Annotated in this window: 8 protein-coding genes and 1 pseudogene; 1 reads left to right on the forward strand and 8 read right to left on the reverse strand. The window is 54.2% G+C overall.

What is annotated here, in order from left to right; all coding sequences use genetic code 11:
- Positions 1–180: 180 nt before the first annotated feature.
- From FMM01_RS07140 to FMM01_RS07165, 6 genes are all read right to left on the reverse strand, one after another.
- Positions 181–1,068, reverse strand: a complete 888-nt coding sequence (locus tag FMM01_RS07140; RefSeq protein WP_150392041.1) for an aldo/keto reductase — start codon at positions 1,066–1,068, stop codon at positions 181–183.
- 122 nt (positions 1,069–1,190) lie between these two features.
- Positions 1,191–2,717, reverse strand: coding sequence for a hypothetical protein (locus tag FMM01_RS07145; RefSeq protein WP_027827774.1), 1,527 nt, complete (start codon positions 2,715–2,717; stop codon positions 1,191–1,193).
- A 14-nt stretch (positions 2,718–2,731) separates the two neighbouring features.
- Positions 2,732–4,303, reverse strand: coding sequence for a glycosyltransferase family protein (locus FMM01_RS07150; RefSeq protein WP_150392042.1), 1,572 nt, complete (start codon positions 4,301–4,303; stop codon positions 2,732–2,734).
- Positions 4,303–6,948: a YfhO family protein gene (locus FMM01_RS07155; RefSeq protein ID WP_150392043.1), complete on the reverse strand. Its 2,646-nt coding sequence runs from the start codon at positions 6,946–6,948 to the stop codon at positions 4,303–4,305. The genes FMM01_RS07150 and FMM01_RS07155 overlap by 1 nt, the downstream gene beginning before the upstream one ends.
- A gap of 114 nt (positions 6,949–7,062) precedes the next feature.
- Positions 7,063–7,989 carry a ribokinase gene (rbsK, locus tag FMM01_RS07160; protein ID WP_150392044.1) on the reverse strand — a complete coding sequence of 309 codons (927 nt, stop codon included), beginning with the start codon at positions 7,987–7,989 and terminating at the stop codon, positions 7,063–7,065.
- Between the two features lie 56 nt (positions 7,990–8,045).
- Positions 8,046–8,963, reverse strand: a complete 918-nt coding sequence (locus FMM01_RS07165) for a LacI family DNA-binding transcriptional regulator (protein ID WP_190973478.1) — start codon at positions 8,961–8,963, stop codon at positions 8,046–8,048.
- A gap of 280 nt (positions 8,964–9,243) precedes the next feature.
- Between FMM01_RS07165 and rpiA the strand changes: the two genes are divergently transcribed.
- Positions 9,244–9,942 (forward strand): ribose-5-phosphate isomerase RpiA, encoded by a 699-nt coding sequence (rpiA, locus tag FMM01_RS07170; protein WP_419555019.1) that lies wholly within the window; start codon positions 9,244–9,246, stop codon positions 9,940–9,942.
- 139 nt (positions 9,943–10,081) lie between these two features.
- On the opposite strand, the pseudogene FMM01_RS07175 reads toward rpiA, so the two are convergent.
- Positions 10,082–13,354: pseudogene (locus FMM01_RS07175) on the reverse strand (MMPL family transporter); the annotation flags it as partial.
- Positions 13,341–13,955, reverse strand: a complete 615-nt coding sequence (locus tag FMM01_RS07180; protein WP_150392046.1) for a TetR/AcrR family transcriptional regulator — start codon at positions 13,953–13,955, stop codon at positions 13,341–13,343. The pseudogene FMM01_RS07175 and the gene FMM01_RS07180, both read right to left, overlap by 14 nt.
- Positions 13,956–14,191: the final 236 nt, after the last annotated feature.

The raw sequence follows: 14,191 nt of genomic DNA on the forward strand, positions 1-14,191 counted from the left end.
CCGGTGCTATGCCATTGATGAATACTTCTGCCCTGGCAGCATCTGGCAATTGCCGATCCCTGGGAGGCCGACTGGTGGACGACTTTGGCAGATGTCAAAGCCCGCATCGCTCAGTAATATCAATAAAGCCTGACGGCATACGCAACTGCGCGTACCGTCAGGCTTTTTCAATGGCTCAACTCACAAAAACGGAATCTGCTTACTGAAATCAAACGTTGTCGGATCCTGCCGCTGCCGGCCTTGTCCGGCCAACGCGCCGATCTTCTGAGTATCATCCTCATCCAATTCGAAATCAAAGACGTCCGCGTTGGCTTGAATGTAATTCTGGTGCACGGATTTCGGCAACGGCAGGAAGCCCTGCTCTAAACTCCAGCGTACCAGCACTTGAGCCGGGGACTTGCCATGCTTCTGGGCAATCGCCCCAATCGTTTCATTCTTCAGCAATTCCCCGGTGCCCAGCGGCGAATACGCCTCGCTGAGCATATCGTGAGCTGCATTGTAGGCGACCATGTCCGGTTGTGGAGAATGGGGATTGAGGAAAATCTGGTTAACCATCGGCGGTGTCTTTTGCGTCTTGGCGAGCTCATCCAAATGGTGCGCCAAGAAATTCGATACACCAATCGCCCGGGCTTTGCCCAAATGATAGATGTGTTCCATGGCCCGCCACGTCTCGGCATTCAAATGCTGCCAATCCTGATGATGAGCAGCCGGTTCCGGCCAGTGGATCAAGTACAGATCAATGTAGTCTAAGCCCAGCCGCGTCAGGGAATCCCGGAAGGCATGCAGTACATCATCGTAGGAATTACGCTGTTCGTTCCACAGTTTCGTGGTGACAAACAGTTCTTTCCGCGGCACCCCAGCATCGCGAATCGCACGACCAACAGCTTCTTCATTCTCATAAGTGGCCGCGGTATCAATATGGCGATAGCCGGCTTCCAAAGCCCACTTAACCGAATTATAAGCATCCTCTGGTGAAGATTGCCAAGTACCGAAGCCAATGACCGGAATTTTCACCCCGTTAGTCAGCGTGTAAGTATCCGTTAGACTGTGTGCGTTAATTTTAGCCATGTTACCATCCTTTCTGAAATAGTCTCCTTACTTAGTGTAAGGAACTTAGCTATGTTAAGTCAAGTTGCGGCCAATCAAAAACAGGCAGTAACGGCCTGGCGTGGTCGTTGCTGCCTGCAAAATTAGTTGCGCACGTGATATAGGTCAAACGCCTGCCCCTGAATATGCACAGTGGACAAATACTTATAATTCTTCCGCAAATGGCCATTCGAGTGGGCCCGGGCGGTATTCGTTACCACGTAGTCCACACTCTTGTCCGCCAAGCGCTGATCCCAATCCTTCCACGGATAACGAAATTTATTCCAATCCAAATTGTACACGGCGAAATACTTCGATACCGGCTCTTTATTCCCACCGTAATAATAGAAGCCATAATCCATGACGCCAAACAGCATCATGCTGGCCTTGGGATCATGACGCACCGGCGCCATGAATTGAAAAATGGCCGGATCTTCTTTCTCAAACAGTCGGGATTGTTGGGGCGTGTTGTTGAATCCGGCGGCAATCAGCAGGGTCACTACCGTCAGCGCCAGCCACGTCCCCACCGTCGCCCAGCCCCGCGGCTGCCACTCTGCCAGCTTGGGATAAAGAAAGAGGATCAGCTTCGCCGCTGTCAGCAGCGCCAAGGGTACAAAAATGACCAAGGGATAGATGTAATACCCCAACAAATGCGGATAGCCGACGGAGAACATAACGCCCCACAGCGGCAAGAACAAACCCAAGCGATACCAGCCCTTGCGCGGGGTGAAGGGGCCAAGGAACACACCCAGCAGACCGATCACCGCCGCCCACATCAGGATCGGATAGGACATCAGCGCATTGGCCACGCCTAAGTATGCCCCATACAGGATTGCACCAGCCAACGGTAATTTGGCCGCTTCCGTATAAGCATTGAGATTCCAGTAAAAATACACGTTAAATAGATCATTCAAAGCCCGATAGTGCCAAAAATAGAACAAGACTGGACCGGTGATGAGCACGAAGCCCAGCAGCCCCAGTCCCGTGTGCAGCAGCGCCTGGCGCCAGCCTTGATTGCCCCAAACCACCGCGACCAGCACCAGCGCTGCGATACCGGGCATTAACACCAACGAAAACTTGCTCCAGAGGATCCACGCGACGCCCATGCCGAGCAGCCCGGATTCCCAGAACCGAACCCGGTGCGCCGGCTGAACCATCTGCCGCATGACCAGGTACAAAGCCCCCATCATGATCACCGTGCTGGTGATCTCCACCGTGTCCCCCTCCCGGAACAAAGCGTTTTGCAAGAAGACCGCCGGGAATAGCAGGGTCAGCACCGCGCCCCAGATACGGGGCAAATACAGCCGCATGATCCGGTAGGTGAACCACAGCAGGAAAAACATCAACAGGAATTCAATGATCGAATAGCCGTAATCCCGCCGACCCGGAGTAATGGCCAGGGCAATGACATGGGTGAAATACACCAGCGGCCCCTTCTGCTCAAAGATGTCTCGGTACATCACCTTGCCGTTCATGATCATGCGGGCGGCAGTGAAATAATAGTTCGGATCAGGCAATGAAATATTATGGTACAGCACCGACGTGCCGGCGAATAATAGCGTGCTGATTCCGGCCACCAGGGCCAACCAGAGCTGCCAGCCCCGGCGCAACAGCGTTTTACTTTTCTCCAAGTTTTTGTCTCCTCCTACTTCTTGGCCTGGTACAGATCATAGGTCATACCCCAATAAGGCAGTGTCTTGATCAGCCGGTAATTTTGCTTGATCACCTTAGCCACCTTGAACTTTCGGTATTTCTTAGCCGTCCCGTGCCGGGTAATCACGTAATCCACCGAGCGCGCCCGCAGCTGCTTGTTCAGATCCTGCTTCAACTCCGGGAACTGTTTATCCTTGATGTTGTAGTGGGTGAAATAGCGAGTCGGCGGAATCTTGTTCCCAGCAAAATAATAGAACCCCTGGTCCATCACGTTGTAAAGCATGAGCGACGCGTCCTTGTTCGGATCTTTGCGAATTGGCGCGACGAATTGGTCAAAAACCGGTTTGTCTTTGTTATATAGCCACGATTGACGCGGTGTGGTGTTCAAGCTCGCCAGAACCAACAGCAAGGTGAAGGCCACCCCAGTCCAGGCAAAACCCAGATGGCGACCAGCCAGCTGCCAGCCTTTCAGCATCGGGAAGGCTTTCACCAATAACCACGCCCCGGTCACGGCGGCGATGGGCGCGATCACCCAATCGGGGTAGACATAATAGCCGCCATATTGGGGATACGCCACCGCAAACAGCCCGGCGAAGAATGGCAGGAAAATTGCCAGCCGATCGCCCCAGCACCGTGGAGCCACTGGTCCGACGAAAAAACTAAGAAAGAATAATACGCCTGCGATTCCCAGACCCCAATTACTGGTCAGGTTGTGAAAAATACCGTAAGTCATGCCCCGCAAAATCGCCAAGGGCAGAATCATGCGCGAGGCGGGACTATAGGCCGTCAAATTAACCACAAAATAATAATGGAAAAGATAGCTGAACGCATGGTTGACAGCAAAATAAATAATCACCGGGATCGTGGGGAGCAAAGCGCCAATCACTCCCCAAATAATGTGCCGCAATGCTTCCGGCGCACCTTGAGCGCGCCAAACGTAGGTGATCAGCACCAATGTGGCCACCCCGGGCAGCAGGATCAGCGAAAACTTAGTCCACAAAATCCAGCTCAGACCCACGCCGAGCAGCCCAGATTCCCACCAATGAACCAACCGGTCAGGCTGCCGGACCTGACGCAGCACTAAATAAATGGCCGCCAGCATCACCGGCATACAGGTAATCTCCACCGTGTCCCCCATGGGATAGAAATACGGCTGCATGATCAACACCAGATAAACCGGCGTGAGCAGCGCACTCCACTGGAAAGACAAATACAGCCGCATGATCTTGTAGGCGAACCACAGGATCAGCACGGTGAAGAAAATGTCGAAAATCAGGTAGCCGTAATCGCCCTGATTCGGCGTGATGGTGATCGTGAACCAGTGGAGAAAATAGGTCCATGGTCCCTTTTGATCAAAAATGTCTTTGTACATCACCTTCCCGGCGGCCATGGCCCGCCCGACAGTGAGGTAGCAATTCGGATCCGGCAGCGTGATCGGATAATAAATAAACGACACACCGGAATAAAGAATATTGGCGATGGCCGCCAAAATGGTCAAAGCCGTCGGCCACAGCCAACGTCGCAGGCGTTTGCCCAGCATTAGTGAATCTCCCCCTTCACTCATTACTGAATCTCATCGTCGCCATCAGCCGGCCGCTTCCGCCGAATGATGATCAAGGTGCCGATCAGCAAAACCAGACCAGCGATACTGAGGCCGATGCCCAGTCGCATACCCGGAATCCGGTAGCGCAGCACCACCTGATGCTGTCCGGCTTTCAGCGGCACGCTGATAAACGTATTCAAAGCCTGCTTAATAGCGGCTGGTTTGCCGTCCACCGTGGCAGTCCAACCGCGCCGACTGTACGGAATCGTCGTCAGCAGCTGTTGGTCTCTGGTCGTCGTGATCGAGCCGGCCAATTCATTGGCTTTGACCTTGCGCAGCCGCCATGACTGCTGCTTCAGCTTCGTTGCCGCCTCCTGTAAAATATTTGGATGCAGCTGATCGATTTGCATGGCTTGATATTGAATCTTGTTGCTGAGCAAATTTAACGTCAGCGTAACCCGACCATGCCGGGGCAGCGTCCCCAACGGTACCGGGGCATACTGGGCCGGGAAAAACGTGATGGCCTGACCATTGAGAGTGACCCGAGCGGTATTCAGCAAGCCCTGATCAATCGTGATGTAAGTGGGCAGCTGGCGCGGCGCAGCAATCGTGAAAACCGCCTGGGCCGGTTTGGCCGGATTCTTCTTCGTGATCGTCGTACCAGTCAACGACTTGGTCAATATGGCGTTGGTCAATTTCGGCGCGGTTGCGGTCAACGACGTGAAGTAGGCATCATCCGCGCCAGTCAGGGCATTGAATAAATTATTTTGGTTGCCCAAGATATCCAAAGTCTGGTACGTCGGGGTCACCATGTTGCTGGGTACCGCGAAGCCAAGGGGCAGCGCGTCTGTGTTTTCACGCACGGTGACCTTGCTCTGCTGAGTCGTCACCGGCTGGGTCGCCAAATCGTTTCGTTGGCCGTAATTCGTAAAATTAGCCGCCGGTGTCGTCGGCTGCGTTGTCGTGGCAAAATACTTGATGCCCAAGAACGTATCGGTCAACCGCGTCCCATTCGTATAGGCCGCCCAATAACCATAGGCTGGCAGCCCCATCGCCGTGTAGAACTTGGCGATGGCCGGCTGCGTATTCGACGTAAAGACCGATGCACTGGCATAGTCCTGACCAAAGGCATCGCCTCGGTCATTAGCCCGCACAAAATTCTTATCCAACCGATAAAAAGCCGTGTCGTCCTGTTTCTGGACGGTCTGCACCCACTGGTGCGTCCGCTGATAATACTCGGTATACGTGGCCGTCGGCACGCGGACCATCTGCCGGGCGACCAGCGCCGCGTTCGCGCCAAACTCGCCCACTACCGCCAGCAGCACCAGCCAACGCCAGAGCCGTTCGCCCCGCTTCTCCCACAAAACGACCGTCGCCATGATTAATAGAAAGAAAAAGGCACTGAGCAGAAGCCGGGACCAGGTGATACCCACCACCCGATGACGCATCAAGAAGGCGTAGCCGAGCACAGCAACGCCCACCAGTGTGCTGGGAAACCAGGATTCAAAATGCCAATAATCGATTTGCGTCAGCTGAGTAGCCGCCAGATAAATCAACCAGAAACTGACCAAAAAGCTGAACCGGAACGGATAGGCCTGGGGCAGCTGCATGCCGTGCCAAAAAAGGTTGACAGCATTAAACAGAAACCCGGAAGCTAAAATCAGGGCAACCAGTCCGCCGGCAATCTTCTCCCGCAAGGCAAAGCGGGTACTGAAGAAATAGCCGACAAACGCAAACATGGCCAGCGTACCGATAAAGACGTTAGGCAGTCCGTTGCTGGGCGATCCCAGAATCAGTTTTGTCGGTACCAGCGTCCACCCCTGCATGATGAGCGGCAAATGCGGCGTGGTTTGGGTCCCCTTGCCGGCTAGCAGGTCCAGCAAAGTGGGCACCACCACGACCATGCTGAGCAGCCCGCCCAGCAGCGAGCCCCAAACAAACCGTACTATCTGTTTGCCCGCTTTGCGCCAATCCGCCCAGGACATGATCACCATGTACAGGCAATACAGGACCAAAAAGGCCGCCAGCATATAAGCAATGTAGTAATTGCTGATGACAGCCAATGCCAAGAGCAAGGTGTACGGCACATAACTGCGCTGATCCAGCAGCCGCCGTAACGCCCAGACCAGCAGCGGCAGCAAGATCACCCCGTCCAGCCACATCAGATTCATTTGGTAGACAATGGCATAGCCCATCATGGCGTAACTGATGGCCAGTGCCAGATTGATGGTCCGCTCCAAAGTCGGTTCGACTTTGCGCAGCATGAAGCTCATGGCCGCAGCCGCACAACTGATTTTCAACCACACCAAGACATACAACGCCAACGGAATTTGGCTGGCAGGAAATAAGAGCGTGAGTAAATTAAACGGACTCAATAAGTAATAGGCCCAATTGCCAGCCATACTGCCGCCCAGACCGTTGGCGAAACTATACCCAATCTGATCCGTCGCCCCCGCCCAGACATGCCGATAATATTGAAAAAAAGACACGTATTGCTGGCTGAGATCGCCGCCCAGCCACGAGCCGCCGGTGAGCGGATTGGCCTGGGCAACAATGCCGGCGGCGAAAAAGAGTACAGCGGCTAAACCAAAAGCCAGCAGCCAATCCCACCGCCGGGCCGGGCGGCTTTGGTAATCAAAATCCACGACGTTCACTGAAAATGCCACATCCTTTTCTGCACGAAGAAATCCATACCACCTATTCTACCCGAAAGTGGGTCTCGATAGCATCTGCCCGCAAAAAAAGACCGATTATCCACTGGACAATCGGTGCCGCTTGGGTTAAGCGTTCTTGGCAGCGGCCAAAACGGCCAGCCGATGCGGAATTGACGGAAACGCCCCGAGTCCCTGGACAGCTAAGGATGATGCCCGCTGGGCATATTGGACCGCGGCGTACAGATTGCTTAAATCGGGCCGGAGTTCGGAAGCGAGCGCGCCAATAAACGCGTCTCCCGCACCCGTGGTATCGACAGCGTGCACGGGGAAAGCCGGCAGCAGCCGACTCCCCGTATCCGTCACCACATAAACACCTTGATCACCCAGTGTAATCAACACCGTAGCCACGCCCCGCTCCCGGAAGTAAGCAGCGTTCGCGGCCAGCGAGGCCTGATCCGTGATCGGCATCCCGGTCAGCCTGCCGCTTTCGGTCTCGTTGGGCACAATAATATCCGTGTGGGCCAACAATTCGGGGGTCAAGCGCTGATTCGCCGGGGCCGGATTCAAAATGGTGCGCACCCCGGCTGCCTTGGCTTGATGGAACGCCGCCGCGGCCGCGGGAATCGGCGTCTCGCATTCGGTGATCACAAAATCCGCGGCTTGGATGGCGTCAGCTGCAGCGGTAACGTCTTCCACCATGACCTGATAATTCGCCCCATGGTCGATAATAATCGAATTCTGGCCGCTTTCTTGCAATAGAATATACGCTTGACCCGTGGGCAGCGTATGGCTGGTGATCACGTGCCGCACGTCAATGCCTTCCCGCTTCAGTTTCTCAATCATCAGCCAACCGTTGTTGTCGTCACCGACCCGACCGATGAACGTGGTCGCCGCCCCGCTGCGCGCACTGGCCACGGCTTGATTGGCCCCCTTTCCGCCGGCGGCCTGGGAATATTCCGACATGGCGATGGTTTCTCCCGGTTGCGGCAGCCGGTTAATGTGCAGAATATTATCCACATTGATACTGCCGATGATCACGATGCGATTGGTCATAGAAAATGCCTGCTTTCCAAATAATCTCTACGCCCATCTTACCGGAAAACACGCTCTTAGGCGAGTTTTGCCCGGCCGGAACTGGCCCGGACGACTAATTCCACTGGCAGTGTCGCTGGCACCTCCGGCTCTCGCCGCTCGATTTTGGCCAATAGACAATCAGCGATCGCATGGCCCAGGTCCATCACCGGCTGATTCACCGTGGTCAATTCCGGCGTGACATAATTCGACAGGTCCGTATTGTCGTAACCGACGACTGAATAATCGTGGGGAATCTGCTTGCCCAGTTTATGCAGTCCTTTCAACACGCCAATGGCTAAATCATCATTGATGGTAATAATGGCGGTGATCCCGGGCAGCTTCACGATCCGCGCTGCCGCGGCCTGCCCGGCTTCCCGGGTCAGGGGAGCCGACACATAAGTCACCGCGTTCCGCGGAATACCGTGCCGGCCTAACGCATCCAAGTAGCCCCGGTAGCGCGCGGCCATATTGAACGACAGCTGGGGCGGGCAGACAATGGCAAACCGCTGATGGCCCAATCCCACTAAATGGTCCACCACCAAACCGCCGCCGGTGGTGTCATCCACTGCCACCCGCAAGGCTCCGGGAACATCATCGGCCTGATCCGTCAGGACGTAGGGCATGGGCTCAGTCTCAGCGAGCAGCCGGACAATTTTCTCCGTCACTTTCGGTGCAGCGAGAATCAAGCCCTGCTGGCGGCCTTGGGCAAAGCGGGCCGCCAGATTCGTCCAATCTCCGCCGTCTTGCGCGGCGTTAAACACCTCCGTGTAATAGTCCTGAATCCGGGCCGTTTCTGCGATCTCGCTAAGCATTTTCGGAAAAAACGGGTTCATTAAGGTCGGCACCACTACCCCAATGGACGGATTAGGGTACCGCACCAGCGCATCGTCATTCAAATCCAGATAATCATTCATACGTTTGGCCGGTTGCGATTTTTTGGCGTAGCCAGCCATGCCTCCTTTACCAGCAGCAAACTGATTTTTGCGAACTCTCGTATTGCGTTCCTTTTCAGTGTACTGTATTGTGCTCATTCTATCACGTAACATGCTCATCCAGTGTTCTATGCCATTACCAGATTTGGACCGTTCCAATTTCGATTGTGTTAGGAACCTTTATACGCAGGCGTTTCTACCGATTCCGGGTATTGTTCCGGTCAGAAAACTATATCGATTTCTATTTCACAAATTGAGCATATTCATGTATAATAACAGTGAAATTCAAGGAGGTTATTCGATGCTGAGCGAAGTCGATCAGAACACGATGAAGGAAAAGGCCGCCCAACGCGCCGCAGACACCGTATGGTCCGGTATGCGCTTGGGGGTGGGCACTGGATCCACTGTCAAGTTCTTCATTGATGCCTTAGGCAAACGGAGAAAAGAAGGCCTGGCACTGGGCGCGGTGGTCACCACCTCCGACCGGTCCCGGCAGCAGTTAGAGAACCTAGGCTTCACCGTCGGCGAACTCAGCGACGTGGAGCATTTGGACTTAACCATTGACGGTGCCGACCGGGTGGACAGCCACCTGGACGGCATCAAGGGCGGTGGCGGCGCGCTAACGATGGAGAAGAACGTCGCCGTTCATTCTCTACACAACACATGGATCGTGGATGAGTCAAAAGTGGTGGATCATTTAGGCGGCTTCCCCTTACCTGTGGAAGTATTGCCGATCAGCGCCAAGCAAGTCTTCAATCAATTCGCCGATGAGGGATTGCTCCCCCGGTTCCGCACCACCGATACCAACGAGCGCTACGTCACCCATTACGGCAACTTCATCATTGATTTATACATTGATCCCCTTCCCGCCCCGCGCGGGCTGGCCAGTTACCTTGACAGTACCGTCGGGGTGGTCGAACATGGCCTGTTCCTCGGGATCTGCGACACCGTCATCATTGCCCATGAGGACAATACGATTGAGATAAAGAAGCGGCAATAAGAATACTGAAGCATGAAGCAGCCAGAAGGTTTAATTTTCTGCCTGCTTTTTTCAATACCGCAATACCGGCAAAAAAGCGAGCAGACTCATCCAGATTAGGATGAATCCGCTCGCCTTTTTCGTTTATTGATGATTACTTCTTATCTGTCGGCTGAGCCTTCTGCCCATCGCCGGCTGCTTCACTCTCTGCCTGATATGCACTGCTGCCCTTCTTCGGCAGCTTCTGGGACCGAGCGACCCATTCCACTGCTGCCGAGAGCATCAGCGGCAGGGTAATGACCAGGATCACTAACCCGATGATCACGGCCAAGGCCACTTGAATCAGCGTCGTGACACCCGAAGGCATCAACGCGGCAAAGGTGCCGCTGAGGATCACGGCGGCGGAAATCACGACTGCGCCGATGACGGATGCTGCTTTAAGCATCCGCTTGGCGGTGTTGTGCTCGATTACCCGCAGATCGCGGAAGCGGATCATCAGGAAGATACTGTAATCTACCCCCAGCGCGATCAGCATGATAAAGGAGAAGAATGGTGTGTTCCACGTCAGCAGCGGCACACCCATGAACACCTTCGTCACGATATGGGTCAAGCTCAACGAAGTTACGTAAGCCATCAACAGCGTTGCCAGAATGGTCAGCGGTTGAATGATCGATCGGGTGACAACCATCAAAGCGATGGCAATCCCGACCACCATGATCACCGCCGTGCGCAGGAAGTCGCCGTTGGCGAGTTCCTGCAGGTCGGCAGTTTGCGACGTTTGACCGCCCACCGCCACCGTGGCGTCCTTCAACGGACCATGCTTCATTTTGGCCTTAAGATCACTTTGGATAACTCGTACCCGCTTAGCTGCTGCCAACGTCGCCGGATCACCTTTGAAGACCATTGTCAACGTGGTGATCTTGTTGTCATCGGCCATGTAATTATCCAAGGCCGGTTTGAAGGTCTTGCTCTTGATCGTGTCCTGGGGAATGTAGAAATTATCTCCCATATAGGACTTTTGCAGGCCGCTGAGATATGCCTTCATCGTGGCATTGCCCTGCTGCAGAGTGGTCAATCCATCAGTGGCACTGGTTAAGCCCTTTTGCAGCTGAGCAACTTGAGTTGCCAGGGCCTTAACCTTAGTATTCATCTGCTGCACACCAGCGTTGACCTGCTGGGTGCCCGCAGATACGGAGGACGCTCCGTTATTCAGCGTGCCGCTTTGGCTGGCCAGCTGACCGGTCCCTTGGGCAAGCTGATTGACGCCGCTGCTCAGTGCTGGCAGCTGGCCATTCAGCGACTGGATTCCGCTGTTGACCTGGGTCGTGCCACTGTTCAGCGCACTGGCCCCGCTTTTGAGTGCCGTCCCGTTACCGGCTAACTGCTGACTGCCGCTGGCGAGCGTGTTTACCCCGCTGGCCAGCGTCGGCAATTGACCGCTCATGCTGCTGATGCCGCTATTCAGCTGGGTGGCCCCGGTACTCAAGGCGCCAGTGCTCGCCGCCAATTGCGCCAGCTGGCTATTCAGACTGGCCAGTTGGGCAACTTGGGCATTCAGTTGTTTCAGCCCATTTTGCAATTGCGTGCCAGCAGCAGAAAGTTGGCTGACCCCGCTGGTCAATGCCGGCGTCTTGCTTTGCAGCGACGCAACGCCGCTGTTCACCTGGCTGACGCCAGCAGTATATTGATTGATGCCTTGGCTCAAACTGCTGGCCCCGCTTTGCAATTGTTGGGTCGCACTGGCCAACTGGCTCACGCCGCTAGTCAAACTCGGTACCTGGCTCTGCATTTGGCCGACGCCGTTATTCACTTGGCCGACACCTGCCGTATACTGGCTGACCCCGGCATTCAACTGGCCGGCCCCGCTTTGCAGCTGCTGGGTGCCATTGGCCAATTGTTGTACCTGAGCAGTTTGGGCCGGCACATTCGCGCTAGTCAGCTGCTTATTGGCGTCACTCAGCCCGCTTTGAATCTGTTTCATGCCCTTCGTGGACTGATTCAAACCAGAAACGATCGTGCTCAGCTGATTCTTCAGGTAAAGCTGGGAAATCTTGCTACCCCCCGGCTGAGTGACCGAAGCGACGGTCTTGACCCCTTTTTCAGCCTGTAAGTACTGCGTCAAATCATCCACAGCAGCCAGGTCTTCCTGCGTATTCAGCGGCCGCTTGCTTTCGATATAGACGGTCGATGGTGCAGTCATCCCTTTGGAATAATGCTTCTGGATCAGCCGATAGCCGACCTTCGAGGGAATGCTCTCTGGCAATTCGTCAGCATTATTAAAATTCAGCGTCTGATTCATCGTGAACAGGAACGGGATGGCAGCGATGACGATGACGGCGATGGTGATGATTGGTTGGGCTAAGCCCCACTTAGACAGCGTGTGCCATAAGCGGCTTTCGGATTCGCGGCCCTTGGTACCAGTGGGCCAGAAAAGCCGTTCGCCCAGCGTGCTCATGAAGAATAGGTTCAGGGTGAGCAGGACCGGCAAGAGCACAGCAACCCCAACGGCGACCCCAACAGCAGATTGGTAGAACGAGAACTTGGCCAAGGCCAACACGGTGAAACCAATCAGGACCGACAATCCAGAATACAGGATCGTTCGGCCGCCGTATTTCAGTGTCCGCCGGGTGGCTTCCACCGGCGTTCGGCCCTCACCCAAGTTGCCTTTGAACGTGTTATACAGCAATATATTGTAATCTGTCCCAATCCCGAACAGCACCACAACCATGAACACTTGGGTGAAGTTGCTGATGGGGAAATCAAAGGACTGAGCCAGGTTCATCACGATGCTCAAGCTGGTGATGAAGGCCACGCCAACGGTGATCAGCGAAGCCAGCGGAACGATTGGCGAACGGAAGACAATGATCAAGACGATCAAGATGAAGACGATGGCAATGATTTCAGTCTTCTGAATACCTTGTTCGGTGATGGTCGAGAAGTCATCGTTCAGTACGTCGGAACCGGTGATATAGGTCTTCAAGCCGCTGGTCTTGACCTGCTTTTCCAGCGCTTTGCTTTGGACTGCGACCCGGGTGTTGGCTTTCGCCGTGATCATTGCCATCTGAGTCGTGCCGTCCTTGGAAACCAGCTGATTCTTAGTTTCCGCGTTATCACTCGGGGCGGTAATACCCCGGACAGACAAGCCCTTGACGTTATGAATATCCTTGATCGTCGTGTTGATATCCTTGATTTGGTCGGCGGACAACTTCTGATTGCCATTGTTGAACACGGCAATATATGTACGGACGGTCTTATTGTCGTTCGCTTTCTTCTCGATGCGCGTGGCAATTTGGCTCTCCACATCGTTGGGCAGCTTGATAGCGCCCTTATCCCGGGTCAGCTGACTGACGTTGGGCATCATGATCAGGGCCGCAACAACGATCACGATCCAGGCAATCAGGGCGAGAATGTGGTGTTCTCTAAACTTCTTCAACAAAAATCTTCCTCTCCACAGTGAGTGCGTTCCATAATTGATTTTTCAACTGCCGAATATTCCGCGTGTCTGCCGGCGGAATTTTAGCAAAGCGATGTTTCGCCCAAAGGAAACTGACCATCGTCTGCACGCTGCCATACAGCAGAACCAGCTGAACATCTGGACTGCTGTGCACAAAAATGTGCGCGTCTTGACCGCGCTGGAGAAAATCAGTGTAATACGTGATCACTTTTGCTCTGGCAGCCCGGCTATCGTCATCCAAGACCTCATTAAAAACATTGAGATTCATGAATTGCAGTTCAGGTGTGTAGTTCAGCATCAACCCGGCTGAAGCATCGAACAACTGGCTGAACTGGGCCTGAATATCTGCATGCTCATCCACTGCTTCCTGAATTTCAGAGAGAAAAACGGCCAGGACCTTCTGGAAGAGATGGTTCAAAATGCTGTCTTTATTCTTGAAGTAGCGGTAAACCGTGCCCACCCCGACCTGAGCAGCCTTAGCAATTGACGGAACGTTGGTCTCGGCATAACCCTGCGTGGCAAATAAGTGCAAGGCCGCCTCTAAGATCGCGTCTCCTTTGGTATTGGTTACTTTGTCCATAGCATATTTTCCTTCCCCAGTGAGTTATTTTCAGGAAGTGGAATGAACGTTCATTCCGTATTCTAAGACCTGAATAGTATCCCGTCAACTGCTAAATCAACAGAATCCGTTTCCAAAAACGAGCTCCGGCCGACAGAAGCTAGAGCACAAGGCAGAGGGAACGCAAAACCTAAGCCCGGGTTTTTCGTTCCCTCTGCCTTGTGCTTACGCTTCTGACCGTCGGCCTGCGCTCTCTA

This window comes from Schleiferilactobacillus harbinensis (genome assembly GCF_008694105.1).
GTDB classification, from domain to species: Bacteria; Bacillota; Bacilli; order Lactobacillales; family Lactobacillaceae; genus Schleiferilactobacillus; species Schleiferilactobacillus harbinensis.

What these genes read in the sequence shown, in the direction of transcription:
- FMM01_RS07140 (WP_150392041.1), bottom strand. Translation starts at nt 1,068, where the DNA reads ATGGCTAAAATTAACGCACACAGTCTAACGGATACTTACACGCTGACT.
- FMM01_RS07150 (WP_150392042.1), bottom strand. Translation starts at nt 4,303, where the DNA reads ATGAGTGAAGGGGGAGATTCACTAATGCTGGGCAAACGCCTGCGACGT.
- rbsK (WP_150392044.1), bottom strand. Translation starts at nt 7,989, where the DNA reads ATGACCAATCGCATCGTGATCATCGGCAGTATCAATGTGGATAATATT.
- FMM01_RS07165 (WP_190973478.1), bottom strand. Translation starts at nt 8,963, where the DNA reads ATGGCTGGCTACGCCAAAAAATCGCAACCGGCCAAACGTATGAATGAT.
- rpiA (WP_419555019.1), top strand. Translation starts at nt 9,244, where the DNA reads ATGCTGAGCGAAGTCGATCAGAACACGATGAAGGAAAAGGCCGCCCAA.
- FMM01_RS07180 (WP_150392046.1), bottom strand. Translation starts at nt 13,955, where the DNA reads ATGGACAAAGTAACCAATACCAAAGGAGACGCGATCTTAGAGGCGGCC.